The sequence below is a fragment of the Collinsella aerofaciens genome (genome assembly GCF_040910265.1).
GTDB lineage: Bacteria > Actinomycetota > Coriobacteriia > Coriobacteriales > Coriobacteriaceae > Collinsella > Collinsella aerofaciens_BK.
In genome coordinates, this window is sequence record NZ_JBDGAW010000027.1 from 1 (window position 1) to 24,192 (window position 24,192).

Here is a 24,192-nt window from a genome sequence, read left to right on the forward strand (position 1 = left end):
GAGCAGGACGGCCTGTTAAGTGTCGCATGCCGTGCGGACACGATTGATTTACCCTACATATTCCATAATTTGATAGAATGTAGGGTAACCACTCGGAAGGGAGGCTCTGTGTCCGTCTTAGAAGATGTCCTAGAAGAGGAATACGCACGCTCGAGCCGCCTCTTGGGGCTCATGGAACAGGAGATCGGCCTCCTTCCAAAGGGCAGCATCCGCATGCGAAACATAAAAGGTCACAAATACTGCTACCTCAACTATCGAGTCGGCGACAAGGTTAAAAGCGACTATGTCCCCGCTGCAGAGGTTGATGAACTGCGAGCCAAAATCGAGCGCCGAAGAGCTCTCGCGGCTGCCATTAGAGAGCAGAAGCGTTCTCAGAAGCAGATCATACGAGCGTTGGGAAGGGTGCCAAATGTTGACTGAGCAGCAGCAAGAATGCACCTCAATCATTTCGGGAATCTGACCACGTTTGCCGTTGCGGACGGTCAAGGAGACGATTCAGCGATGTGAGCCGTCATACACCCAAAACACGAACGATCGATCTGTTATCCTGGCGCCAGCATAGTCTGACGAAAGGCATGGCGAAATGGCTACTCAGCAGCAGATTGATATTGAATTCGACTCACTCGCACATGGGGACGATTCGCCCAAGCTCATCGCCAACTCGAAGGCAACCGGCGGAACGCTGTTGTCCGTTATCAAAGAGCAGCTCTCAACCTGCAGCTCGTTCGACTTTTGCGTAGCATTTGTCGCAGATGGCGGCCTTCAAATCCTGGTCGAGGCATTTCAAGAACTCAAACAGCGCGGCATTAAGGGCAGGTTGCTCACATCTACCTACCTCAACTTCAACTCCCCCGATGCTTTTCGCAAGCTTCTGGAATATGACAACTTTGAAGTGCGCGTATTCCAGGGCAATCTGCACGCCAAGGGATACATTTTTGATAAGGGCGAGACCAGCACGGTCATCGTCGGCAGCTCGAACATGACGCAGACCGCTCTCACCTGCAATAAAGAGTGGAACGTCCTGTATCAGACCGTCGAGAACAGCCGACTGCTCGGCGAGCTCAGGGGTGAGTTCGACTCACTATGGAATGACACTTCCACCGTCGCGCTTTCGCAGGAGTGGATTGAGGATTACGCCGCGTATCGATCGGCCCGTCCGCCAAAACCCAAATCAAAGCCGACGTTCCAGGCGATCGCAACATCAGCCTCGAGCGGACATGGAGAAATCAAACCCAATAAAATGCAGCAGCGCGCTCTCGAAGCGCTCGGAGCAATCCACCGCAAGGGCGAGACCCGTGCCCTGCTAGTCTCGGCAACCGGCACGGGCAAAACCTTCCTGTCGGCGTTCGACGTCCTGGCAACCAAACCCCGGCGCATCCTCTTTCTTGCACACCGCCGACGCATTATCGACGCCTCCCGCGCGAGCTATGAACGGCTCTTGGGCAACACCTATACATTCGATACCTATCAAACGGGCAAGAATACTAGCAACGCTACCTGCGTGTTTGCCATGTGCTCTTCGGTTGCCAAGCATCTGTCCGATTTCCGCCCCGACGAGTTTGACTACATCGTCATCGACGAGGCGCACCGCACGGGCTCCCAGGGCTACCAGTCAATCATGTCGCACTTCACGCCGCGCTTCTATCTGGGCATGACCGCCACGCCCAATCGTACCGATGGCTACGACGTCTTTGCGCTCTTCAACCATGTCATCGCGTTCCAGATTACGTTGCAGGATGCCTTGGCAGAAGAGATGCTTGCCCCCTTCCATTATTTTGGCATTCATGATCTGGAGATTGACGACGAGACGATCGAAGACGCTACCTTGTTCGGACGCCTTACCTCCGACGAACGCGTGCGTCACATCACCGAGAAGATTGAGGAATACAGCGTCAACAAAAGCGGCCGCAGGGGTCTCATCTTCTGCAATCGCAACGCCGAAGCCCAAGAACTATCTCGAAAATTCAACGAGCTTGGATACCGAACGACTGCAATCAGCGGCCAAGATTCCGACGAGGTCCGCGACGCCGCAATCAGCCGCCTGGAGTCCGGCGAGCTCGAGTACATTTTCTCGGTCGACATCATGAACGAGGGCGTCGACATTCCTTCACTCAACCAGATCATCATGCTTCGCCGTACCGACTCAGCAATTATCTTTATTCAGCAGCTTGGCCGCGGCCTGCGCTTGAACGACGGCAAAGAGTACGCGCTGGTGCTCGATTTTATCGGAAACTACCAGAGCAACTTCTTGGTGCCCATCGCGCTCTCGGGCGACAAGACCTACAACAAGGACCGTCTGCGCCGTCTTGTTCAGGAAGGCGATTCCGCGATTCCCGGCTGCTCGACCGTAAGCTTCGATCGCATTTCCGAGGCGCGTATCTATAAGGCAATCGACGGCGGCAACTTTACCTCCGCCCGCTTTTTGAAGAACGAATATCTCGACTTGCGGCAGAAGCTCGGAAAGATTCCCTCGCTGCTCGAATTTGATCGCAACGGCTCTATCGACCCGCTACTCATCTTCATAAGCAGCAAGTCCTACCACGATTTTCTTTCCAAATGTGAGCCGAACTACACGGTCCAGTTTTCCTCGGACCAGACCAAAATCCTCAGGTTTATTTCCCAGAAACTTGCCGCAGGCAAGCGGTTCGAAGACCTCTATTTACTTCGGGCGCTTGTTGAAGCTGGGCACGAAGGCTATCGACAAATGCGCGAAGCTGCCCTTAGGAACTACCGTGTACAGCTTAAGGACGGCGCCATTAAATCGGCAATTGCAGTCCTCAAGGGCGACTTCGCCACTCCCAAGGACTTCGTATCCCTGCTTATCGACGATGAAACCGGACCCCGTCTGACCGAAGCGTTTGCAACTGCCCTGCGCAACGCCGAGTTCAAGCGTCAGATCCTAGAGGTGCTGGATTTTGGCATCGCGCGCAACCGACTCAACTATGCCGAGACATACGAAAACACGAACTTTGTCCTCAACGCCAAGTACACGTACGAGGAGGTTTGCCGCCTAATGAACTGGGAAAAGAACATCAACGGACAGAACCTCGGCGGCTACTTCTATGACGAGAAGACCAATACGTTCCCCGTGTTTATCAATTACGACAAGGCACCTGACATCAGCGAATCCATTCAGTATGAAGACCAGTTTGTTTCTCCGAGTAAGCTCATTGCAATCTCCAAGGGCAAACGCACTATGAAGTCTCCTGAAATTCAGCATCTGCAGGCATGGCCGGGAAACGGCCTAAAAACGTATTTGTTTATGCGAAAGAACAAGGACGATAAGGGCGGTAAGGAGTTTTACTTCCTGGGTGAAATGCACCCGACCGGCAAATTCGAAGCGATTAAAACTAAGAGCGGCGACAACGCAGTCGAAATCGAATACGAGCTCAACGCCCCCGTGAGGCAGGATATTTACGAATTCATGCTCAGCGATTTAAGCGAAGCTGAGTAGCAAAAAGGAGCGAGTCGCCATGTGGCGCCCGCTCCTTTTGTTTACTTAAGTCCGAGCTTCTTTTCGAGCTCCTCGACGACCTTAACATCCGCCGGAAGCCAGTCGACATCCCAAAGGTTATTGGTGTCGAGCCACTTCATATCCTCGTGGGCGTGCTCTTTGAACTCGCCCGAAAGGATGTTCGCCAGGTAGCACTGCATCGAAAGGTGGAACGTCTCGTAATCATGCTCGACCGTGCATAGATAGTCGAGGTTGCCAATCGTGACCTCGAGCTCTTCCTGAATCTCGCGCACGATTGCCTGCTCACCGGTCTCGCCCGCCTCGAGCTTTCCGCCCGGAAACTCCCAACCGTCTTTAAACTCGCCATAACCGCGCTGGCAGCTCAGGATCTTCCCGTCTTTCTGAATAATCGCCGCTGCAACATTGATTGATTTCATAACTAGCTATCACCTCTCCAGTTGAGCCCAACCAGTATAGGTGATCGACAAAAAGGCCGCTTGATAAACCACAGATGCAAGGTTTTCATTCACGATTACCCGTTCAGCACCATCAGCAGAGGCATCATTAGCTCACGTCGTTTGGCGGTTTTAGAGTTCTCTTCAACAAGTTCTTTCAGCCGCTGCGTATTGAGTCCGCGCCCAAGCGCGTCGCGATAGGCATCGGTAATTAATGAGGGGTCCTCGCAATCGAGACATAGATCGACAAGGGTGCGCTCGGGTTTGGTTACCGGCAGGCCGTCGAGCCAGACGATATCCCGCTCATCGAGCTCACGCTTTGCAAAGGAGAGGGATTCGTTTCTTGTATTAATGCGCGTGGGCGCGGTCATCCTGTAGGGGGACAGAAAGAAATCGACCATTTGTTGCAGGTTCGCCGCAGTCGTGCCGCTTACGGCGATGCCATCCCACCGACGCTTTCTCTCCCACGCGCAAAGGGAGGGATTAGTGAGCTTCCAAAGAGCGTTGAGCTCATCGGTGTCTCGGCGCTGAGTGCCAGACATCCGATAGGCGCCGTGGCATATCCGTTCAAGACGCCCCACGCGGCATGAGTGCGCCAGCGCATCTCGAGAGATGTCCATGCGAACCGCCTGGGCTGTGGTGAACACGCCTTCGCTCTCGGATAGCTCGCTTATCGCCGTTATGTTGCTAAAGTACTTCATGTTGCAATTGTATGATATTTTCATACTTTTGAAACGCATTTTTGATTCTATACGATCGGTGCGCTTCGCCTATCCCATTTCTGCCGCCGGCTTGCCGTTAGGTCACCGCTCTCCGCTGCCAAGGTCTAATACTTTTCCGCGAAGTGAACGTCTGTTTTTGAACCCCTGAAGCATCCACATTTTTCGTCGGCAAAATCGCAGGATTTCAGCATCGAAACCGCAGGAAACGGCACCTCTAAAGTGTCGATGCTTCGGGGGTCCGATTTAGCTCGTTCACTTCTCGGGAAAGTATTAGACCTCGCTGCTAGCTACCCAGAAGGGCACCTCCCCCTTCCCCACCGCCACCCAAAAACTCATCCAACATTAATCTTGGCTCAAGAATCGCTTAATCTATAACCTGCACTATAGAGTTCGACCGAGGGCGGGGCGGCGCCGCGCAACGCAGGCCGCCGAACGCAACGCTCGCGCCCGGGCAAATCGCCCGGCGTCGCGCCCATCGAACGAAAGGACAGGTCATGGACGACCTCGAAAAAGTTGAAACTATCCGCACCAAGTGCAACGTGAGTTACACCGATGCCAAGGCCGCGCTCGACGCCGCCGACGGCAACGTCCTGGACGCCATCATTTGGCTCGAGTCGCAGGGCAAGACGCAGACCACGTCGGCGCACGCCGCCACCGAGTCCGAGCCGGTCGACGAGCCCTCGGCCGAGATGGTCGCCGCGCAGGCCGCCTACGAGAAGTCGAGCGAAAAGACCGACTTCTCCAAGAAGATGGACAGCGTGTGGGAGTACCTCAAAAAGCTCTTCCGCCTGAGTCTGGACACCAAGTTTATCGCCACGCGCCGCGACGCCATCATCCTCAACATCCCCATCCTGATCCCCATCGTCGCGCTGTTTGCCTGGGGCACCACGGTATGGCTGATGTTGCTTGGCCTGTTCTTTGGCATGCGCTACCGCATCGACAGTGACGGCGATGTGCCCGGCAGCATCAACAACCTGATGGACCACGCCGCCGACGCCGCGGATGGCATCAAGCAAAACCTGAACGACGACAAATAATCGCAGACGGGGGCACGTATGGCACGAATCCTGATCGTAGAGGACGAGGAGAAAATCGCCCGCTTTGTGACACTCGAGCTGGAGCACGAGGGCTACCAGGTGGAGCACGCCGCCGACGGCCGCACCGCCGTGGACCTGGCGCTGGAACGCGACTACGATCTGATTCTGCTCGACGTGCTGCTGCCGCAGCTCAACGGCATGGAGGTGCTGCGGCGCGTCCGCAAGCACAAGGATGTGCCGGTGATCATGGTCACCGCGCGCGATGCCGTGATGGACAAGGTAGCCGGGCTCGATGCCGGCGCCGACGATTACCTGACCAAGCCGTTTGCGATTGAGGAGCTGTTCGCACGGATCCGCGTGGCGCTGAAGCGCGCGGAGGCCGTGCGGGCGGCTTCGGGCGCTGGCGGTGTCGGGGCCGGGGCGGGCGCTACGACTGCGGATGCCACTGCGATGTCCCCGGCTGGCGACTCGGCCCAGGCATCCGCCGCACCCTCCCCCGCCGCGCTCACCGTGGGTTCGGTCACGCTCGATCCCGACCGCCGCGAAGTCACGGTCGGCGGCTCGCCCATCGTGCTGACCGCCCGCGAGTTCGACGTCCTCGCCCTGCTTATGGCACATGCCGACACCGTGCTCACGCGCGAGCGCATTGCGCACGAAGCGCTGGGCTACGACTACGTGGGCGACACCAACAACGTCGATGTGCACATCGCGCACCTGCGCGCCAAGATCGAGGACGCTGGCGGTGCCCGCATCATCCAGACCGTGCGCGGGGTGGGCTATGTCTGCCGCGCGTAACGCCGAGACCAAGCGCGTCACCTCCATCGCCCGTGCCATCAACTGGAGCTACATGTGGCGCCGCTTGGTGAGCTACGTCTGGCTGGACCTGTTACTGCTGCTTGCTGCGGCGGCGATCCTCGTCTATGGATACAACCAGACGTTGCCCGACGGCGCGTCTACCGCGGGGTGGATCCCCAGCGCCGCCGTTCACGGCATGTCGCTGACGCCTGCGCGTGGCTGGGACCTGACAACGCTTACCTATACCGTCGAGCTTGCGCGTACCACCAAGACCTTCCCCCTCGCGCAGGATCTGGTCATGCTGTGGCCCCTTTATCTTGTCGTTGCGGGCTGGCAGGTCATCAGCGTGCTCAACATGCTCGGCGGCGCGAGGCGCGTGCGCCGTACCATGGCGCCGCTCAACGACCTGGCCTTGCGCGTGGACGAGCTCGGCCGCATGCAACTCGCCGGCGGCAAGATGGAAACGCTGGAGCAGGCCATCGAGCGCGCAAGCGTCGACTCGCCGAGCGTCACCACCGGCGACGCCGACCTGGCGAGCATCGAAGTCGCGCTCAACCGCCTACTGCGCCAGATGCAAGAGGCCAAGCTGCAGCAGATGCGCTTTGTCAACGACGCAAGTCACGAGCTGCGCACGCCCATCGCGGTGATTCAGGGCTACGTGAACATGCTCGACCGCTGGGGCAAAGACGACCCGGACGTGCTGGCAGAGTCCATCGCCTCGCTCAAGACCGAAAGCGAGCATATGCAGGAGCTCGTGGAGCAGCTGCTGTTTTTGGCGCGCGGCGATGCCGGCCGCACCGTGCTGCGGCGCGCGAATACCAACCTGGCCGCACTGGTCGGCGAGGTTTGCGAAGAATCGCAGATGATTGATGCCACGCACGCGTATCGGCTGGCCTTTGACGCTGCGCTCGCCAGCGACCCGCGCTGCGACGCGCCCGTTGACGTGGCGCTTGTGAAGCAGGCTCTGCGCGTAATCGTGCAGAATGCCGCCAAGTATTCGGACGCGGGCACGACCGTCACGTTTGCCATAACGCCCGATGCGGGCACGGGCGCGATTGACATAAGCATTGAGGACGAGGGCATCGGCATGAACCAGGAATCCGCAGCTCACGCGTTCGAGCGGTTCTACCGTGCCGACAACGCGCGCGACGTCGGCGCACAGGGTTCGGGCCTGGGGCTCGCCATTGCCAAGTGGATTGTCGACAGCCACGGCGGCGTCATCGGCGTGACCTCGGTCGAAGGCGTCGGCAGCCGCTTTACGATTCGCCTACCGCGATAAGGGGCGCCCCTCGCGAAACGAAGGTGAATGGTTTTCCCGAGAAGTGAACGACCTATTTTGGACCCCCGAAGCATCCACACTTTTTGGCGCCAAAACCGCAGGAAAAACTCGACGAAACTGCAGGAAATTCCGCCCCAAAAGTGTCGATACTTCGGGGGTCCGATTTTGCTCGTTCACTTCTCGGGAAAACCATTCACCTTCGATTTTCAACAGTCCACCAGACGGCCTCACGGCATAAAAAAGGGATAAGGCCACGCGGCCTTACCCCTTTTTTCGTTAGCTATGGCAGCCTGTGCGCTACTCGCGGCACAGGTGCACGGCGAAGCCGGCGAACTCGCGCTTAAAGTACACGAGCTTGGTGCCACCGTCGGGCAGCAGCGCGCGCGACTCCTCGTTGACCTCGAGGCCGCGCTCGGCAAACCACTTCTCGGCAGCATCGATATCGTTGACGGCAAAGCCGATGTGACCCTTGGTGCCGCGACCGTTCTGCTTCATGATCTCGACCAGCGAATCGTTAAAGTACGAAACCGGGGTCTCGATAACGGGCAGACCCATCATCGTCGAGAACAGCTCCGCGATCTCCAGGGCGTCTGCCGGGTCGGTGGCGTTAATGCCCACATGGGCAACGCGCATGCCAAAGAGCTCGACCGGATTGGCGTTCTGCTCATTCATACAGGTAGCGCCTACTGAGCCATGACGTCGAGGACGGCCTTCTCGGCAGCGACGCGGTTCATGCCGGTCATGAAGGGCACGCCGCTCACGTACGGGCAGGTGAGGCCCTCGGGGGCAACGGTGGTGGCGATCAGCAGGTCGGCGCCCTCGTCGCAAGCGTCCTTGGCCTCGGAGATGGCGCACTGCACGATCTCATACTTGCCGGCATAACCGTTGGCGTCGAGCATGGTGGCGACCTTCTGGGCAACGAGCGTGGAAGTAGCAGCGCCAGCACCGCAAGCCAAAACGATCTTCTTCATAGGTAATGTCTCCCTTCGAGGTTTACTTTAGGTAAGTGTACCGCAGCGAGCGATGGTGCTCGGCCTCGATGCGCTTTTATGCCAGTTTGCTTGCACGCTGCGTATAATACATCTAGTACGTGTTGTCATACCGCTCGCCTTACGAGCGACTAAGGACTCTGAAATGCCCGATTCCCGCACACTCTGGACCACCGTCGTTATCATCTGTATCGCCGTGTCGGTGTTCTTTAGCGTAAAAAAACGCACCACGTTTAAGCGCCTGCAGCAGCTTATGGCCGCCAAGCAGTGGGACGAGTTCGACCGTTTGCTCGACGCCAAACTCACCAGCATGCTGTACCCGCGCTATAACCGCGACTACCTGCGCCTGAACTCCTATCTGCTGCGCGAGGACCACAAGCGCGCCGACGAGATGTTCGACCTGCTGCTGGGCCTTAACCTGCCCAAAATGCAGCGCGTCGATCTGGTAATCAAGGCCTTCAACTACTACGTTGGCCAGGAGGACCGCAAAAAGTCCAAGGAGCTGCTGCACGAGATCAAGGGCTTTGAGGGCGGCCAGGCCGAGGCGGTCGCGCACGAATGCCAGCTGATGTACGACACGATGATCCTCAAGCGCCACAACGACATCCCCGAGCTGGAGCGCATGCTCGAGGAGGCCGGCGACGATAAGGTCAAGAGCTGCCGCCTGGAATACCTGCTGGCCCTGCAGTACAAGAACAAAGGCGACGAGGCCAAGTTCCAAGAGTTCCTGGAAAAGTCGGGCCAGCACTCGATGGCCGTCAACGCGTAACGGACGGCTTGTGCTAGACTTCTAGTCTTACGGGGGCGTGGCGGAATTGGCATACGCAGGGGACTTAAAATCCCTCGCCGCAAGGATTGTGGGTTCGAGTCCCACCGCCCCTACCATATGACGCTTACGAGCTCGTATTCCTTTGGGATGCGGGCTCGTTTCTTCTAGATGCCGGTGGGGCTCGAACCCGCGAGGGGGCGAGCGTTAAGCGGACGCGCAGCGTCCGTAGCGAGCCGGCGAGGGCGCCGGCAGGCGACCGAAGCCGGTGCGGATTTGCGCAGCAAATACGCAGACGTCCCACCGCCCCGCGCTTCTGAGAAGTAGCTAATTTGGGACGGGGCTAAAAAGACTACTTTGATATCTTGGGAGTTGCGGTGGAATAGTTCCTATTTTTGCCGTTTACCAGCACAAACAGGAACTATTTCACCGCAACTTATATGCCAACTCCCACATTTTTCGAGGGAAAAACGTGGTTATCTCCCACATTATTCGATGGAAAAACGTGGTTTACTCCCACATTTTCCGAGGGAAACGCTTGGACGGCCCAACCTATATCGACTCAAGGAGTGTCCCAAGCTGCCGGCAGAGACGATATGAGCAGGACATAAAAACATTGAGAGCCCCTGCTGCATGAAAGACCGCGGATTAGGCCGACAATGGTGAGTGTCTAATTCAGCCGCGGCGGCCACGCCGCATTCATGGAAGGGGCTCCCATGCTCGATACTACCACCTTCGTCGGCCTCGACGTCCACGCCCGCTCGATAAAGGCAGTCTCCCTCGACGTCATGACCGGGGAGGTGCGCTGCGCGACCTTCGGCTACGACGCCGGGGCAGTCGCGGAGTGGGTGCGGTCCGTGGACCCAAAGGACAAGTGCGTGTACGAATCCGGGGTCACGGGGTTCGACCTGCAGAAGAGGCTCTCCGGCCTCGGGGTCGACTGCGTGGTCGGCGCCGTCTCGAAGATGATCAAGCCCAGCGCGGACAGGCGCAGGAAGAACGACCGCAACGACGCCGAGTTCCTCGCCCGCATGCTGTCGGTCGGCAACGTGGTCGAGGTGTGGGTCCCCGACGACGAGTGCGAGGCCGCCCGCGACCTGACCAGGGCGCTCGAGGACGCGAGGGACGACCTCTCGCGCTCGAAGCAGCGGCTCTCCAAGTTCCTGCTCAGGCACGGGCTCGTCTTCGACGAGAGGACGCCCACCGGCCGCAGGAAGGGCAACTGGACCCGGGCGCACTGGTCCTGGATCGAGTCGATTAGGTTCGCGGAGGGGGCCGACAACGACGTGCTCGCCTACTACGTCGACGCGGTCAGGCGGGCGGCGGAGGAGAAGGCGAGGCTCGAGGGGCTCGTCGAGGCCGAGGCCCGCAAGCCCAGGTGGCGGAAGAGGGTCGACTCCCTGCGCTGCCTCAAGGGCGTCGACACCGCGACGGCCGCCGACCTCGTGTTCGAGGCCGGCGAGTTCTCGAGGTTCAGGAACGCCCGCTCGTTCGCGGCGTGGGTCGGCCTGACGCCCTCCGAGCACTCCAGCGGGGAGAGCGACCGCAGGGGCGCGATCACCAAGGCCGGCAACAAGCACCTGAGGAAGACGCTGGTCGAGGCCGCGTGGCACTACCTGACGTGCTCGGGGCGGCCGAAGGACCTCGCCAAGGGCCAGGCCCCGGACCGGGGCGCCCGGAGGCATGCCGCCAAGGGCGTGCGGAGGCTTGTCGAGAGGCGGGAGGCGCTGCTCGCGCGCGGGGTCCACGGCAACAAGGCGAACGTGGCCACGGCGCGCGAGCTCGCCTGCTGGGTGTGGGCGGTCGGCCTCATGGCCGAGGAGGCGTAGGGGGGGCGGCCCCCCGCACATAAGCCGATCACCCCGGAAGCGGTTTGATCCGAAGCCGTTGAGGCGAACCTCAGGTCCCTTTTCTGCGAGCGCCCAGGGCGCCACACGCGTGCACAGACTGTCGGTTCGACGTAGAAGCCTCAGCCGTAGCAACGGATTGCCCAGCGAGAGATCGCCGCGGGCGGATATTAAACTGCAAAGACGAGCGTCGGTAAGACACGCCGAGGTCGCCGCGGACGGGTTGATATAGGGAGAGGGCCTGACCCCATATCGTTGGGGCCAGGCCCGATTTTGCCTCTTGACAATGTCCTGCTCATATTAAAAGGAACGTCCCCAGGTGCCGGAAGAAGTTGCGGTGGAATAGTTCCCGTTTTGGCCGTTTACCAGCCCATTTAGGAACTATTTCACCGCAACTTATTGGAGGGCGCTCAGGCTCGGGGTCCAGGCGATGGTGGGGGCGGCGCCGTCGAGAGCCTCGTTGATGGTGGCGGCCATGCCGGCAAGTAGGCTGTTCTCGCTTACAGTGAGCGTCTTGTAGCCGCCAGCGCGCATGAGCTCGCGGATCACCACGGCGCCAGCCAAGATCACGCCCGCGCGTTTGGGCTGCACGCCTGGCAACGCGGCAATGCCTGCGACATCCAGCGCAGACATGCGCTCAATAGCGGCCGAAACCTGATCCAGCGAAAGCTCGCGCAGGTGCACAAAGCTCGAATCGTACGGCTCCAGCTCGTGGATCAGAGCCACCAGCGTAGTCACCGTGCCGCCCACTGCGACCAAGCGTTCGGCGCGCTCAAAGTCGCTGGGCAGGCCTTCAAAATAGGCGGCAAACTGCTCGCCCGCCCAGTCGGCAGCGGCAGCAAGCTCGCCGTCCGCAGGCGGCAGCGCCGAGAAGAACCGCTCCGTCACGCGGCGACAACCGATGTCCAGCGAACGCGTGCCCTCCAGCGCAAAGACCCCACGCTCCGGCGCATAGACGCCCGTCGCGAGCTCCGTGGATCCGCCGCCCGAATCGGCAACAATGATGCGCTCGCCGGCAAAGTCGTGCGCCACGCCAAAAAACGTCAGGCACGCCTCGACCTCGCCCGGAATCACCTGTGGCTCAAGCCCCAGATCGCGCAGGCCGTCCAGCAGCAGCGCGGCATTGGACGCATCGCGCGCGGCGCTCGTGCACGTGGTGCAGATGCACGCGGCCCCAAAGGCACGGGCCTCATCCACAAACATGTGACACGCAGCGAGCACACGCTCGACAGCCGCCTCGCAAAAGCGACCCGTCGCGTCCACACCCTCGCCCAGGTCGGTAATCTCGGTATGCTTGGACGATTCCACGATCGCCCCGGCCTCGACCTGCGCCAACACCAGTCGCGACGACACCGTTCCCAGGTCAATCGCGGCCACCTTATATCGTTTGCAATCTGCCATTGCGGGCTCCCCTCCGGGCGCTACTCGCCTACTCGCCGCTGGACGCGACCGTCTGACCCTCGACGCCGTTAAACCCAAACAGCATGTCGAGCGCCTGGATGTACCACGGCGCGTCCTTACCGACTTTTTCGATTTCCTTGGCAACTTCGCTGGCCTTCTTGGCGTTCGACGACTTCTTGCTCGAAGACGAATCCGAATCGTCGTCCAGGCCCTGCACTTCAATCCTCTTCTCGCCGGGCATCACCAGGCCCAAGTCCTCGGATGCCGCGTCCTTGATACCCTCCTCCGAGAGCAGCTTGTCGACGCTTTTTTGCAGCTCATCATTGTATTGCTGACGAATCTCGACCTGCTTGGCTAAGATATCGCTCGAACGCTTTGCCACGTACAGATCGCGCACGGGGAAATACAGGCTCACGAGCACCAGAGCAACGACAATGCCGATGAATAGCCCTCGCTGAGGACCGTGGGTAAAGTCGTAAATTGCCTTGACCGCTGCGTTGTCGTTGGCGTAGTGCATAAAGTCCGAGCCGGAAAGACGGCTTGAGGGACGGCGCGGCTTGTCGGACGCCTGGGTCGAAGGGCGCGACGCATGCTTGGAACGCGATGGGCGCACCGGACTATCCGAGGAACTATTTGGCTGAACATTGGGATGCGAAGTCGCCGGCGAGCTATACCTGGAGCGATCAGCACCAGCATAACCAGACCCGCCAAGCTGTGCGGTACGCGCACGACGAGACGACGGCTCACGCGAACCGGCGGAATAGTACCTGTTGTCGTAAATCTGATCCATGTGCGCCTTGTGCGGTTGAGGTTTGTTTGCGCTAAGTCCTTTAGTTATAGCACGAGCGCCCGCACCGCCTTCGCCAGCCTTTGCTCGACATAAAAAAGGCGCTGAGCCGTATGGCCCAGCGCCCATAGTTCTTTGCGGCATCCAGCCAAGGCGGGGAGGAACCGAGTCAGCCTCCCCCTCGCCAAATTCGCCCGTTTAGCGAATGTTGTAGAACGCGGCCTTACCAGCGTAGCGCGCGCTGCCCTCGAGCTCGTCCTCGATACGGATGAGCTGGTTATACTTGGCGATGCGGTCGCTGCGGCACGGGGCGCCCGACTTGATCTGGCCGGCGTTGACGCCCACGACCAGGTCGGCAATGGTGGAGTCCTCGGTCTCGCCGGAGCGGTGGCTCACGATGCAGGCGTAGCCGGCCTCCTTGGCGGTCTCGATGGCCTCGAGCGACTCGGTGAGCGTGCCGATCTGGTTGACCTTGACCAGGATCGCGTTGGCGGCGCCCAGCTCGATGCCCTTCTTGAGGCGCTCGGTGTTGGTGACGAACAGGTCGTCGCCCACCAGCTGCACCTTGTTGCCAATGCGGCGGGTAAGCTCGACCCAGCCGTCCCAATCCTCCTCGGCCATGCCGTCCTCGATGGAGATGATCGGATAGGTGTCGACAAGCTTCTCCCAGTAATCAACCATCTGAGCACTCGTGTACTCCACGCCCTCACCCTTGAGCTCGTACATGCCGGTCTCGGCGTTGTAGAACTCGGTCGAGGCCGGGTCCATGGCGTACATGAAGTCGACGCCGGGCTTAAAGCCGGCCTTCTCGACGGCCTTGGTGATGTACTCGAACGGCTCGGCATTGGTCTTGAGGTTGGGCGCAAACCCGCCCTCGTCGCCCACGCCGCCGCCCAGGCCGGCCTCGTGCAGCACGCCCTTGAGGGTGTGGTAGACCTCGGCGCACCAGCGCAGACCCTCGGCAAAGCTCGGGGCGCCCACCGGCATGATCATGAACTCCTGGAAGTCCACGTTGTTGTCGGCATGCACGCCGCCGTTGAGGATGTTCATCATGGGAGTGGGCAGCAGGTGGGCGTTGACGCCGCCCAGGTACTGGTACAGCGACAGGCCCGCCGACTCGGCCGCGGCGCGGGCGACGGCCAGTGACACGCCCAGGATGGCGTTGGCACCAAGCTTGGTCTTGTTGGGGGTACCGTCCGCGGCAATCAGCGCGGCATCGACGGCGCGCTGGTCGAAGGCGTCGATGCCCACGACGGCGTTAGCGCACTCGTTATTGACGTGCTCGACGGCTTGAGAGACGCCCTTGCCCAGGTAGCGGCCCTTGTCGCCATCGCGCAGTTCGCAGGCCTCAAAGGCGCCGGTCGAAGCACCCGAAGGCACCATTGCACGGCCAAAGCTGCCGTCCTCGAGCACGACCTCGACCTCGACGGTGGGATTGCCGCGGCTGTCGAGCACCTCGCGACCGTAGACGTCCAAAATATCGCTCATGTTGTCTCCCTCTCACTTGGAAACGTAATGGATGCAAGCGACCGGCTGACCGTGCACCGTCGGTGCACCTCCGTAAGTTAGCCATGTCGCACTTTTTGCATTATGCCCTAAGTTAGCCGAGGGATACACTTGATTTTCGAAAAATTTAGCGGGAACGATGAGGCGTGTCAGCCCGTCGTTCCCGCAGTCTTACTCCTCCGCCTTTGCGGCATCCCACAGGTCGTTGAGGCCGTGGGTCGAAAGCTCGGCAAGATCCACGTGAGCACCGGCCGCCATCTGCTCCATCGCAGCCCAGCGACGGCGGAACTTGGCCGTGCTGGCGCGCAGGGCACTCTCGGCGTCAATCCCCTCTTTGCGCGCCACGTTGACCAGGGCAAAGAGCAGGTCGCCAAACTCCATCTCGCGCTCGGGCGTTCCGGGAGCCTCGGCCTCAAACTCGGCACGCTCCTCGGCGACCTCGTCCCACACATCCTGGACCGTCTCCCACTCAAAGCCCACGGCCGCCGCCTTGCGCGACACCTTCTGAGCTTGCATCAGCGCCGGCAGGTGCGTGGGCACGCCGTCGAGCAGGCCTTCGGGCGCAGCCTCGCCCGCCGCCACAGCCTTGTCCTTGGCAGCCTTCTCGGCAAGCTTGACCTCGTCCCAAATCTTGAGCACCTCGTCGGGGTTGTCGGCATCCGCATCGCCAAACACGTGCGGGTGGCGGCGAATGAGCTTGGCATCAATATCGCGTGCCACGTCGGCCAGCGTAAACTCGCCGGCGTCCGCCGCAATCTGCGCATGCAGCACCACCTGCATGAGCACGTCGCCCAGCTCCTCGCGCAGATGCGTGGCATCGTCGGCCTCGATGCAGTCGAGCGCCTCATAGGCCTCCTCGATCATGTTCTTGCCAATGCTGCGGTGCGTCTGCTCGCGGTCCCACGGACAGCCGTCGGGCTGACGCAGGCGCCAGATGGTCTGCACCAGATGCTGCAGCTCGGCCGACGCGTCGACCAGCGTGGACAGGTCGCGCGAGCCCTCGGCATTTTGCTGAGCCATGTGCTGCGCCATGGTTATTCCTCCTCCAGGATCACGTGACGGAACGCACCGCCCTCGTAGATGCCGTAGCTGTGCGTACCGTCCTTGGGAATGCTCACGCTGCCGGGGTTGAAGAGCCACAGGCCCGGGTGCGCCTCGCTTGCCTCGTTAACCTTGATATGCGTGTGACCGTAGACGAGCGCGGAGCCCTCGGGCAGCGCGGGCGCGTGGTCGACGCTGTTGTGCATGCCGGCGCCAAAGACGTGGCCGTGCGTCAGGAACAGCTCGCGGCCGGTCTCGTCGAACAGCGTGGCGTAGTCGGCCATGACGGGGAAGTCGAGGACCATCTGGTCGACCTCGGCGTCGCAGTTGCCGCGTACCGCGATGATGCGGTCGGCCAGGGCGTTGAGCAGCGGAATCACGCGCTTGGGGGCGTAGTCGCGCGGCAAGTCGTTGCGCGGACCGTGGTAGAGCAGGTCGCCTAGCAGCACGATGCGGTCAGGCTGCTCGGATTCGATGGCGGTGCAGAGGCGCTCTGCCCAGTATGCCGAGCCGTGGATGTCGGAGGTGATGAGGTATTTCATGGGGAGTCCTTTCGGAGTGGGGTTGATAGGGGCTGAATACGGGGTCCGGCGGATGTGGAGCCCATCCACCGCATCACTCAAATCGCAGTGTCGAGGCTTGTGCCGCCTGCATCACGCGCTGGAGCGGCACGTTGTGCTCGCGGGCAAGACAGGCACAATCCTCGTACTCGGGTGCCGCGCGCTCGCTGCCGTCGGGCAGGGTGGCTACTTTGACGGCCACCCTGCCCCAAGGCGTCGCTACCTGCTCAAAACGACGCGGCAGGCAGACGCGTTCCATCACCTGGCGACGAACGGCGTTGGTCGTGGTTTCCAAAAAGATAATCGTCTGTAGGCGCTCGATATCCTCGTGCGAGCAGACCACCTGCAACTGCCATCCGGGGCGGCCCTTTTTGCAGTAGAGGGGCAGCCAGTGCACCTCGCGGGCGCCGGCCTCGCGCAGGCGGTCGGCGGCGTAGGCGAGCACCTCGGGCGACGCGTCATCGATGTCGCACTCCAGCTTGACGATAGTTTCAGGCGCATCGGTCTCGCGAGACAGCGGAGATGTACTTCCACGTTGCATACGGTCCGGATCCTTTCCGCACGGGCTCGTTTTATTCACCCAAACGCTAGCACATCGGACGTGGCACAGGCGTGACTTTCGTCCGTCGTCACCCTCGCCCTCATCCAAACATGTACGTCAGCCTCCAAACATGTCATTTATTGTCGGTTTTGGAGGCTGACGTACACGTTTTGGAGCGGGGCCACACACGATCACAATTGCACCCGCACTCCGTCCACCACAAAGTTCGCCGCACTCAACAATTTTGAACTTTCTACGCAGTTCATCGGCTAAAAATTACCCTCGGCATACTTACCCGCTGCACGATGTTACTCTAGTTGCATTTGGCTAACTAAGCGGCTGCCGAGAACCCCGCCCGGCACCGTTACGGCATAGGAGGTTTCATGTTCGAGAGGCGACTCTTCTCCCTGGTTCCGCAGGCAACGCCCTACATTATGGCAAGCGTCCTGTTTAAGTGGATCGCGCTCATGGCAAACATCACGGTGATGTGGATGCTTGCGCGCATCTTGGGCGGCATCGTCACGGACGGTCTTTCCGCCGCGCTCGCCGTCGACGTCCTCGCACAGGCGGCCCTACCGCTCGCCGCCGCCATCATCGTGCGCGCCGCCTCCATCTACCTGGCCCAACGCGCCGGCGACAAAGCCGCGTTCGAGGCCGTCCGCCGCGTGCGCTCGCTCGTCTACGACAAGCTCACCGCACTCGGCCCCTCCTACACCGAAACCGTTCCCACCGCCGAGGCCGTCCAGACCAGCGTCGAGGGCGCCACGCAACTCCAGGTGTACTTTGGCGGTTACCTGCCGCAGCTCTTCTTTGCCGGCTTGGCACCCATCACGCTGTTTGTACTGCTCGTGGGCCAGGCGGGTCTTCCCGCCGCGCTGCTGCTCGCCTGCGTTCCGGTCATCCCCGTCTCCATCATGATGGTCATGCGCAACGCCAAAAAGATCGGGGCCGAGTACTGGGGCAGCTATGTCGATCTGGGCGGCATGTTCCTGGAGGCCGTGCAGGGTCTCACCACCCTTAAGGTCTACCAGGCCGATCGCAGCTGGCACGAGCGCATCAACGCCGAGTCCGAGCGTTTCCGCACAGCGACCATGCGCCTGCTGGTGATGCAGCTGCGCTCCATTTGCGTTATGGACCTGGTCGTCTATATGGGCGCCGCGCTCGGCATTATCGTAGCGGCGGTGCAGCTCGCTAGCGGCAAGATTGGCTTTGAGGCGGCCTTTCTCATCGTCTTTCTGTCGCAGGAGTTCTTTTTGCCCATGCGCCGCCTGGGGTCGCTGTTCCACACGGCCATGAACGGCATGGCCGCCTCGCGCCGCATGTTTGGCATTTTGGATACGCCCGAGCCCGAGCGCGGCGATGTTGAGCTTGACGGTCGCGGCGATATCGAGCTCGCGGGCGTGAGCTATGCATACGGCGACCGCACGGTGCTGGACAGCGCCAGCGCGACCATTGCGCACGGCTCGCTTGTGGCACTCGTGGGCGAAAGCGGCGGCGGCAAGTCCACGCTCGCGGGGATTATCTCGGGCCGCAAGGACGCCTACCGCGGCAGCGTGCGCATTGGCGGCGTCGAGCTGCGCGATGCCACGGCCACCTCACTCATGCGCGCCGTCACCCTGGTGCCCACCAACGGCTACCTGTTTGCCGGCACCCTGCGCGACAACCTGCTGATCGCCCAACCCAGCGCCACCGATACTGAGCTTTTGCGCGCGCTCGACCGCACGCGCGTGGCGGCCTTTGTGCAGGCCAACGGCGGGCTCGATATGGTGATCAACGAGGGCGGCACCAACCTTTCGGGCGGTCAGCGCCAGCGCGTGTGCATGGCGCGTGCCCTGCTACACGACTCGCCTATCTATGTGTTTGACGAGGCAACGAGCAATGTGGACGCCGCAAGCGAAGCCGCAATCGGCGAGGTCATTGCATCGCTCGCTGGCGAGCACACCGTAATCGTGGTGGCACACCGCCTGTCGACAATCGTGGACGCCGATCAGATCCTGGTGCTGGAGCGTGGCCGTATTGCCGAGCGCGGGACTCACGGCGAGCTCTTGGCCACCGCGGGCGCCTATGCGCGCATGTGGAACAGCCAGGAGCAGCTCTCGGCGTATGCGTATGCCGAGGACGGCGCTGAGGATGTTGCCGTGGCGGAGGCTGCCGAGGGCGATGACGGCCGTGACGGTGCCGACATGGCTGATGCCGCCGCGGCACCGGGCTTCGACCATGCCCGCCGCTCGGCTCCGTCCATCATGTGGCGCATGATGGGACTCGTGCGCCCGCTGGCCGGATGGCTCGTACTAGCTGTCGCCTTGGGCAGCATCGGCATGCTTACCGCCGCATTTGTTCCGGCGTTTGGCGCCTTTGGGCTTATGGCCGCTTTGGGTCACAACGCCCTAGGGCTGGGTCTTGTCGCCTCGTGCGCTGCCTGCGCCGCCTGCGGCATTACGCGTGGGCCGCTCCACTACGGCGAGCAGCTCTGCAACCACTACATCGCCTTCCGCCTGCTCGCGCACATCCGCGACCTGGTGTTTGGAGCCCTGCGCCAGCTGGCACCCGCCAAGCTCGAGGGCCGCGGCAAGGGTGAGCTCGTGAGCCTCGTCACCTCGGATATCGAGCTGCTCGAGGTCTTCTATGCACACACCATCTCGCCCATTGCCATCGCCTTGGTCTGCACCGCTGTCTTTGAGGGCTTCTTGCTGGCCGTAAGCCCTGAGCTCGCCGGCATCGCGCTTGTGGCCTACGCGGTCCTGGGCGTGCTGCTGCCCCTGGTCTCGGCCAAGGCATGCGGCACCACCGGTCGCCAGAGCCGCGAGGGAGCAGGCAAGCTGGGCGCCTTTGTGCTCGACAGCCTGCGCGGCGCGTCCGAGACCATCCAGTTTGCCGGCGGCGCCGATCGCAGCCGCGCTCTGGGCGAGCTGACCGAGCAAGTCGGCGCCGTGGATGCACGCCTCAAGCGCCGCCAGGCAGCCAGCGAGGCGGCGGCCGACGCGCTCATCCTCGTTGCCAACCTGGTGATGCTCGGACGTGCGCTGCAGCTGGTGGCTGCGGGGACGATTGATTTCGCCGCGGCATTTGTCGCCGTTTTCACCTTTGTTTCGTCCTTTGGCTCGGTAATGGCCGTGAGTCGTCTGGGCGCCTCGCTGCAGGAAACGCTCGCCTCGGGCGCGCGCGTGCTCGATCTGCTCGACGAGCAGCCCCAGTGTGCCGAGGTCACGGACGGCCAGAACGTGGAGTTCGCCGGTGCCGCTGCCGAACATGTGAGCTTTAGCTATGTGGGTGGCGCGGGTGCCGACGATGCGGGACAGCCGGCGGACGAGACGGCCGCGAGCCTCATTCTCGACGACGTGACCTGCACCTTTGCGCCCGGCACCATGACCTGCATCATGGGGCGTTCGGGTTCGGGCAAGTCGACGCTGCTCAAGCTGCTCATGCGCTTTTGGGACCCCACCGCCGGTACCATCACGGTGAGTGGTGTCGATGCCCGTCGTATCAACACGGCGAGCTTGCGCGGCCACGAGGCCTATATGACCCAGGACACGCACCTGTTCTGCGGTACCGTGCGCGAGAACCTGCTCGTCGCGCGTGCCGACGCCACCGATGCCGAGCTGCTCGACGCTTGCCGCTCCGCCTCACTCACCACGCTCATCGACCGTCTGCCGCAGGGACTCGACACGCCCGTTGCCGAGCTGGGCGACTCGCTTTCGGGCGGCGAGCGCCAGCGCATCGGACTTGCACGCATCTTCCTCAACGACGCGCCTTTCATTTTGCTCGACGAGCCCACCAGCGCCCTCGACGCACTCAACGAGGCGTCCGTGATGAAGGCCGTCGACGAGCTCAAGCGCCGCGGCAAGACCATCGTGCTGGTGAGCCACCGTGCCAGCACCTGCGCGTTTGCCGATCGCTCGCTTTCGGTCGAACACGGGAGGCTCAGCTAATGGCGCGCCCGGCCGACACGCCGGAGCTGGCGGGCAAGCGTGCGCGCGAGGCCCAGATGGTGTCGCAGATGATCGCGCTGTGGTGTCGCGGGCATCATGGCCGCGGGCGTGCGGATGAGCAGGCTGCCAGCGGCGATGCGCACGCGCGCGTGAAGCTTGGATTCCGGGCCATCACCCTCTGCCCCGAATGCGCTGAGCTGCGAGAATACGCCGTCGCACGCATTGAACGCTGCCCGTATATGGGCACCAAGACGTTCTGCTCGGCCTGCCCTTCGCATTGCTACCGGCCCACCATGCGCGAGAAGATCCGCGAGGTCATGCGCTGGTCGGGCCCGCGCATGATCCGCTATCGCCCCATCACCGCCGTGAGACACGCGATGGTAACGGTGCAGGCCAAACGCATGGCGGCACGAAGCAAGTAGCCGCCGGCGCCGACACGCGCCGCGCAGCCTTTCCGATCGATTTCGACCCCCCGGCGTGCGCGGCGTGTTGAAAGTTGCACCATTACAATGGAGCGGATTCGCCAAATGCAAAGGAGTCGCCATGCCCGCATGCCCGCTGGTCGATTGCCACGCCCATACTTCGTTTTCGGACGGCCATGCCTCGTTTGAGGACAACGTTCGCGCCGCTGCTGCGGCCGGCTGCCGCGTTATGGTCTCGACCGACCATCTCACCCTGCCCGCCAGCATGGACGCCAACTGCGAGGTGCAGGTCGTCGAGGGTGACTTGCCGGCGCATCGCCTGGCCTTTGAGGACGCCCGCAAGCTTGCCGCGCAGATCGCGCCGGAGCTCAGCTTTATCTATGGCTTTGAATGCGATTGGTACGAGGGCTGCGAGCCTTTGGTTGAGCGCTGGTCCGATGGCGCCGTGGTGCGCCTGGGCAGCGTACATTGGATCGGCGACCCCGGCGACATCATGGCCGGCGCCGCGGGCACGCCGGGAACGGAAGACGTCGCTCGCCCCGATACGCCCGATTCACTCTGCGGTTGGATCGACGACGACACCAACCTGCACGTCTGGGAGAACCTAGGCGTGCGCGGCGTATGGGAGCGCTATGTCGACGACTGGTGCCACGCCTGCGAGAGCTCGCTCGACTTTGATGTGATGGCCCATCCCGACCTGGTCATGCGCTTTTCGAAGGAGGGCTTCGCGCCCGACTTTGACCCCATGCCGCTCTGGGAGCAGATGGCCGAATGCGCCCACGATACGGGTCGCCGCGTTGAGGTCTCGACCGCCGCGCCGCGCAAGGGCCTCGACGACTACTATCCCGCAACCGGCCTTTTGCGCTGTTTCGCCCACGCCGAGGTGCCGATTACTTTTGGCTCGGACGCACACCGCGCCTGCGACATCTGCTGGAACATCCGCGAGGCTCAGGCCCACGCCTACGACTGCGGTTATCGAACCTTCGATATCCCCCACGCCACCGGAGAATGGGAGTCCACGCCCCTCGCCTAAGACTAGTGGCGACGGGCGTTGAGCTCGCCGGCCAGTTCGTCGAGGGTGATGCCGTAGCGTTCAAGCGTCACAAGCAGGTGGTAGACCAGGTCGCCGGCCTCGTAGCGAATGTGGTCGTGATCGTTATCCTTGCAGGCCATGATGACCTCGCTCGCCTCCTCGGCAAGCTTCTTGAGCAGCTCGTCCTCGACATCGGTCAGCAGGCGAGCGGTATAGCTCTCCTGGGGCGACGCATCGCGACGGCCATGGATCACCTCGGCCAGTCCCGTCAGCGTCTCACCGATATTTCCATTCTGAACATTTGCGGTGCGCACACCCATAGTTCAATCCTTTCCGTTTTACCGAGCGCCCAACAGGGCGCCCGCCTTAGGCGAGTTTCTTAAAGAAGCAGGTACGGTTGCCGGTGTGGCAAGCCGGGCCCGGAGAGTCAACCTTGACCAGTAGCGTATCGCTATCGCAGTCGGCCCAGAGTTCCTTGACCTCCTGCATATTGCCGCTCGTCGCGCCCTTGTTCCAGAGCTCCTGGCGGCTGCGACTCCAAAACCACGTGGTCCCGGTCTTGAGCGTCAGCCCCACCGACTCCTCGTTCATCCAAGCAACCATAAGCACCTCGCCGGTGTCATACTGCTGAACCACACAAGGAATCAGCCCGCGGGCGTCGTACGTAAGATCAGACGCTTCTATTACCTCAGTCATCATTTCTCCCAAGTCATAAACGAAACCCCACAGGTCGGCGAGGGTTGTCCAGGTGCCGCAGGTTGCCGCGAAAGAGGAGCGACGCGTACTTTGGTACGCGAGCGACGGTTTGAGCGGCAAGATGCGGTGCCTGGGCAAGCCGCAGCATTAGAAGTCCAGCCTGACAGGGATGCCTTGGCTGGCCATATACTCCTTCACCTGGCGAATGCTGAAGGTTCCAAAGTGAAAGACGCTGGCCGCCAGTACGGCGTCGGCTTCACCCTCGATCACGCCCTCGGCAAAATGCTCGAGCGTGCCCACGCCACCGCTTGCGATGACGGGAATCGGCACCGCACGCGCCACGGCGCGGGTGAGCGCCAGGTCAAAGCCGGCCTTGGTGCCGTCGCGATCCATGCTGGTGAGCAAGATCTCGCCGGCGCCGCGACGAGCCGCCTCCTCGGCCCACGCCACCGCGTCGATACCCGTGGCGTTACGGCCGCCCGCCGTGAAGACCTCCCACTTGTCGGCACCCGGCTCGCCGGGCAGGCCAACGCGCTTGGCATCGATTGCCACGACCACGGCCTGGCTGCCAAACGCCGCGGCAGCCTGGCTGATCAGAGACGGGTCACGCACGGCCGCCGAGTTAAGCGATACCTTGTCGGCACCGGCGGCAACCATGGTGCGCATGCCCGCCAGATCGCGGAAGCCACCGCCCACGGTATAGGGAATGGCGAGCTCCTCGGCCGCGTGCGCCGCCATCTCGATGGTCGTCGCGCGGTTGTCGCTCGTCGCGGTAATGTCCAAAAACACGACCTCGTCCGCACCCTCGCGATCATAGGCACGAGCAAGCTCCACCGGATCACCCGCATCGCGCAGGCTCACAAAGTTGACGCCCTTGACCACACGGCCGTCCTTGACGTCCAGACAGGGAATCACGCGTTTGGTAAGCATGG

General features: G+C 61.7%; 23 protein-coding genes and 1 tRNA gene. 11 read left to right on the forward strand and 13 right to left on the reverse strand.

Features of this window, described 5'->3' with window-relative positions:
• The coding region (locus tag AB5Z14_RS09315) for a DUF6788 family protein (RefSeq protein ID WP_368131171.1) at positions 1-420 on the forward strand (420 nt) is incomplete at its 5' end.
• 163 nt (positions 421-583) lie between these two features.
• Complete coding sequence (locus tag AB5Z14_RS09320; protein WP_368131172.1) at positions 584-3,454, forward strand: DEAD/DEAH box helicase; 2,871 nt, start codon at positions 584-586, stop codon at positions 3,452-3,454.
• A gap of 41 nt (positions 3,455-3,495) precedes the next feature.
• On the opposite strand, the gene AB5Z14_RS09325 is transcribed toward AB5Z14_RS09320, so the two are convergent.
• A complete protein-coding gene (locus AB5Z14_RS09325; RefSeq protein WP_368131173.1) occupies positions 3,496-3,891 on the reverse strand; it encodes a (deoxy)nucleoside triphosphate pyrophosphohydrolase in 396 nt (131 codons plus the stop codon).
• 95 nt (positions 3,892-3,986) lie between these two features.
• Positions 3,987-4,610, reverse strand: a complete 624-nt coding sequence (locus tag AB5Z14_RS09330) for a type IV toxin-antitoxin system AbiEi family antitoxin domain-containing protein (RefSeq protein WP_368131174.1) — start codon at positions 4,608-4,610, stop codon at positions 3,987-3,989.
• Between the two features lie 515 nt (positions 4,611-5,125).
• Here AB5Z14_RS09330 and AB5Z14_RS09335 point away from each other — a divergent pair.
• Genes AB5Z14_RS09335 through AB5Z14_RS09345 form a run of 3 tightly spaced genes read left to right on the forward strand, consistent with a single transcriptional unit; the run spans position 5,126 to position 7,742 of the window.
• Entirely contained in the window at positions 5,126-5,668 is a 543-nt protein-coding gene (locus AB5Z14_RS09335) for a UBA domain-containing protein (RefSeq protein ID WP_368131175.1), read from the forward strand.
• Between the two features lie 18 nt (positions 5,669-5,686).
• Positions 5,687-6,463, forward strand: a complete 777-nt coding sequence (locus AB5Z14_RS09340) for a response regulator transcription factor (RefSeq protein ID WP_368131176.1) — start codon at positions 5,687-5,689, stop codon at positions 6,461-6,463.
• Positions 6,447-7,742: a sensor histidine kinase gene (locus tag AB5Z14_RS09345; protein WP_368131177.1), complete on the forward strand. Its 1,296-nt coding sequence runs from the start codon at positions 6,447-6,449 to the stop codon at positions 7,740-7,742. The genes AB5Z14_RS09340 and AB5Z14_RS09345 overlap by 17 nt, the downstream gene beginning before the upstream one ends.
• Before the next feature lie 297 nt (positions 7,743-8,039).
• Here AB5Z14_RS09345 and AB5Z14_RS09350 read toward each other — a convergent pair whose 3' ends face one another.
• Both AB5Z14_RS09350 and AB5Z14_RS09355 read right to left on the reverse strand, forming a co-directional pair.
• Entirely contained in the window at positions 8,040-8,414 is a 375-nt protein-coding gene (locus AB5Z14_RS09350; protein ID WP_006235904.1) for a VOC family protein, read from the reverse strand.
• 11 nt (positions 8,415-8,425) lie between these two features.
• The gene (locus AB5Z14_RS09355) at positions 8,426-8,713 is read right to left on the reverse strand and encodes a PTS sugar transporter subunit IIB (RefSeq protein ID WP_055252380.1); all 288 of its coding nucleotides are present in this window, start codon (positions 8,711-8,713) and stop codon (positions 8,426-8,428) included.
• Positions 8,714-8,876: 163 nt separating this feature from the next.
• Here AB5Z14_RS09355 and AB5Z14_RS09360 point away from each other — a divergent pair, with 163 nt between their 5' ends.
• From AB5Z14_RS09360 to AB5Z14_RS09370, 3 genes are all read left to right on the forward strand, one after another.
• Positions 8,877-9,500 carry a hypothetical protein gene (locus AB5Z14_RS09360; RefSeq protein WP_368131178.1) on the forward strand — a complete coding sequence of 208 codons (624 nt, stop codon included), beginning with the start codon at positions 8,877-8,879 and terminating at the stop codon, positions 9,498-9,500.
• A 31-nt stretch (positions 9,501-9,531) separates the two neighbouring features.
• Positions 9,532-9,616: transfer RNA gene (locus AB5Z14_RS09365), tRNA-Leu, on the forward strand.
• Between the two features lie 597 nt (positions 9,617-10,213).
• Positions 10,214-11,326 (forward strand): IS110 family RNA-guided transposase, encoded by a 1,113-nt coding sequence (locus AB5Z14_RS09370; RefSeq protein WP_368131179.1) that lies wholly within the window; start codon positions 10,214-10,216, stop codon positions 11,324-11,326.
• Between the two features lie 414 nt (positions 11,327-11,740).
• On the opposite strand, the gene AB5Z14_RS09375 is transcribed toward AB5Z14_RS09370, so the two are convergent.
• From AB5Z14_RS09375 to larC2, 6 genes are all read right to left on the reverse strand, one after another.
• The gene (locus tag AB5Z14_RS09375) at positions 11,741-12,745 is read right to left on the reverse strand and encodes a Ppx/GppA phosphatase family protein (RefSeq protein ID WP_368131180.1); all 1,005 of its coding nucleotides are present in this window, start codon (positions 12,743-12,745) and stop codon (positions 11,741-11,743) included.
• Between the two features lie 28 nt (positions 12,746-12,773).
• On the reverse strand, positions 12,774-13,535 hold the full coding sequence (locus tag AB5Z14_RS09380) for a hypothetical protein (RefSeq protein WP_368131181.1): 762 nt from the start codon (positions 13,533-13,535) through the stop codon (positions 12,774-12,776).
• A gap of 195 nt (positions 13,536-13,730) precedes the next feature.
• The gene (gene eno / locus AB5Z14_RS09385; protein WP_368131182.1) at positions 13,731-15,020 is read right to left on the reverse strand and encodes a phosphopyruvate hydratase; all 1,290 of its coding nucleotides are present in this window, start codon (positions 15,018-15,020) and stop codon (positions 13,731-13,733) included.
• Between the two features lie 189 nt (positions 15,021-15,209).
• Positions 15,210-16,070, reverse strand: coding sequence for a nucleoside triphosphate pyrophosphohydrolase (mazG, locus tag AB5Z14_RS09390; protein ID WP_368131183.1), 861 nt, complete (start codon positions 16,068-16,070; stop codon positions 15,210-15,212).
• A 2-nt stretch (positions 16,071-16,072) separates the two neighbouring features.
• Positions 16,073-16,621, reverse strand: a complete 549-nt coding sequence (gene yfcE, locus AB5Z14_RS09395) for a phosphodiesterase (protein WP_368131184.1) — start codon at positions 16,619-16,621, stop codon at positions 16,073-16,075.
• A 73-nt stretch (positions 16,622-16,694) separates the two neighbouring features.
• A complete protein-coding gene (gene larC2 / locus AB5Z14_RS09400; protein ID WP_368131185.1) occupies positions 16,695-17,180 on the reverse strand; it encodes a nickel pincer cofactor biosynthesis protein LarC2 in 486 nt (161 codons plus the stop codon).
• Between the two features lie 383 nt (positions 17,181-17,563).
• On the opposite strand from larC2, the gene AB5Z14_RS09405 reads away from it, so the two are divergent.
• The 3 genes from AB5Z14_RS09405 (at position 17,564) to AB5Z14_RS09415 (ending at position 22,564) form a co-directional block, all read left to right on the forward strand.
• The gene (locus tag AB5Z14_RS09405; protein WP_368131186.1) at positions 17,564-21,109 is read left to right on the forward strand and encodes a thiol reductant ABC exporter subunit CydD/CydC; all 3,546 of its coding nucleotides are present in this window, start codon (positions 17,564-17,566) and stop codon (positions 21,107-21,109) included.
• Positions 21,109-21,531: a nitrous oxide-stimulated promoter family protein gene (locus AB5Z14_RS09410; RefSeq protein WP_368131187.1), complete on the forward strand. Its 423-nt coding sequence runs from the start codon at positions 21,109-21,111 to the stop codon at positions 21,529-21,531. Before AB5Z14_RS09405 ends, AB5Z14_RS09410 begins: the two co-directional genes overlap by 1 nt.
• Positions 21,532-21,652: 121 nt before the next feature.
• Complete coding sequence (locus tag AB5Z14_RS09415; protein ID WP_368131188.1) at positions 21,653-22,564, forward strand: PHP domain-containing protein; 912 nt, start codon at positions 21,653-21,655, stop codon at positions 22,562-22,564.
• Between the two features lie 2 nt (positions 22,565-22,566).
• On the opposite strand, the gene hisE is transcribed toward AB5Z14_RS09415, so the two are convergent.
• The 3 genes from hisE to hisF form a co-directional block, all read right to left on the reverse strand.
• The gene (hisE, locus tag AB5Z14_RS09420) at positions 22,567-22,884 is read right to left on the reverse strand and encodes a phosphoribosyl-ATP diphosphatase (RefSeq protein WP_368131189.1); all 318 of its coding nucleotides are present in this window, start codon (positions 22,882-22,884) and stop codon (positions 22,567-22,569) included.
• Between the two features lie 46 nt (positions 22,885-22,930).
• Positions 22,931-23,260 (reverse strand): phosphoribosyl-AMP cyclohydrolase, encoded by a 330-nt coding sequence (gene hisI / locus AB5Z14_RS09425; protein ID WP_161160779.1) that lies wholly within the window; start codon positions 23,258-23,260, stop codon positions 22,931-22,933.
• A 147-nt stretch (positions 23,261-23,407) separates the two neighbouring features.
• On the reverse strand, positions 23,408-24,190 hold the full coding sequence (gene hisF / locus AB5Z14_RS09430; RefSeq protein ID WP_117654877.1) for an imidazole glycerol phosphate synthase subunit HisF: 783 nt from the start codon (positions 24,188-24,190) through the stop codon (positions 23,408-23,410).
• Between the last annotated feature and the right edge of the window lie 2 nt (positions 24,191-24,192).

Bases quoted from the DNA above. Each gene is read 5' to 3' on its own strand.
- AB5Z14_RS09320 (WP_368131172.1), top strand. From the start codon at position 584: ATGGCTACTCAGCAGCAGATTGATATTGAATTCGACTCACTCGCACAT.
- AB5Z14_RS09325 (WP_368131173.1), bottom strand. From the start codon at position 3,891: ATGAAATCAATCAATGTTGCAGCGGCGATTATTCAGAAAGACGGGAAG.
- AB5Z14_RS09330 (WP_368131174.1), bottom strand. From the start codon at position 4,610: ATGAAGTACTTTAGCAACATAACGGCGATAAGCGAGCTATCCGAGAGC.
- AB5Z14_RS09335 (WP_368131175.1), top strand. From the start codon at position 5,126: ATGGACGACCTCGAAAAAGTTGAAACTATCCGCACCAAGTGCAACGTG.
- AB5Z14_RS09340 (WP_368131176.1), top strand. From the start codon at position 5,687: ATGGCACGAATCCTGATCGTAGAGGACGAGGAGAAAATCGCCCGCTTT.
- AB5Z14_RS09345 (WP_368131177.1), top strand. From the start codon at position 6,447: ATGTCTGCCGCGCGTAACGCCGAGACCAAGCGCGTCACCTCCATCGCC.
- AB5Z14_RS09350 (WP_006235904.1), bottom strand. From the start codon at position 8,414: ATGAATGAGCAGAACGCCAATCCGGTCGAGCTCTTTGGCATGCGCGTT.
- AB5Z14_RS09355 (WP_055252380.1), bottom strand. From the start codon at position 8,713: ATGAAGAAGATCGTTTTGGCTTGCGGTGCTGGCGCTGCTACTTCCACG.
- AB5Z14_RS09360 (WP_368131178.1), top strand. From the start codon at position 8,877: ATGCCCGATTCCCGCACACTCTGGACCACCGTCGTTATCATCTGTATC.
- AB5Z14_RS09370 (WP_368131179.1), top strand. From the start codon at position 10,214: ATGCTCGATACTACCACCTTCGTCGGCCTCGACGTCCACGCCCGCTCG.
- AB5Z14_RS09375 (WP_368131180.1), bottom strand. From the start codon at position 12,745: ATGGCAGATTGCAAACGATATAAGGTGGCCGCGATTGACCTGGGAACG.
- AB5Z14_RS09380 (WP_368131181.1), bottom strand. From the start codon at position 13,535: ATGGATCAGATTTACGACAACAGGTACTATTCCGCCGGTTCGCGTGAG.
- eno (WP_368131182.1), bottom strand. From the start codon at position 15,020: ATGAGCGATATTTTGGACGTCTACGGTCGCGAGGTGCTCGACAGCCGC.
- mazG (WP_368131183.1), bottom strand. From the start codon at position 16,070: ATGGCGCAGCACATGGCTCAGCAAAATGCCGAGGGCTCGCGCGACCTG.
- yfcE (WP_368131184.1), bottom strand. From the start codon at position 16,621: ATGAAATACCTCATCACCTCCGACATCCACGGCTCGGCATACTGGGCA.
- larC2 (WP_368131185.1), bottom strand. From the start codon at position 17,180: ATGCAACGTGGAAGTACATCTCCGCTGTCTCGCGAGACCGATGCGCCT.
- AB5Z14_RS09405 (WP_368131186.1), top strand. From the start codon at position 17,564: ATGTTCGAGAGGCGACTCTTCTCCCTGGTTCCGCAGGCAACGCCCTAC.
- AB5Z14_RS09410 (WP_368131187.1), top strand. From the start codon at position 21,109: ATGGCGCGCCCGGCCGACACGCCGGAGCTGGCGGGCAAGCGTGCGCGC.
- AB5Z14_RS09415 (WP_368131188.1), top strand. From the start codon at position 21,653: ATGCCCGCATGCCCGCTGGTCGATTGCCACGCCCATACTTCGTTTTCG.
- hisE (WP_368131189.1), bottom strand. From the start codon at position 22,884: ATGGGTGTGCGCACCGCAAATGTTCAGAATGGAAATATCGGTGAGACG.
- hisI (WP_161160779.1), bottom strand. From the start codon at position 23,260: ATGACTGAGGTAATAGAAGCGTCTGATCTTACGTACGACGCCCGCGGG.
- hisF (WP_117654877.1), bottom strand. From the start codon at position 24,190: ATGCTTACCAAACGCGTGATTCCCTGTCTGGACGTCAAGGACGGCCGT.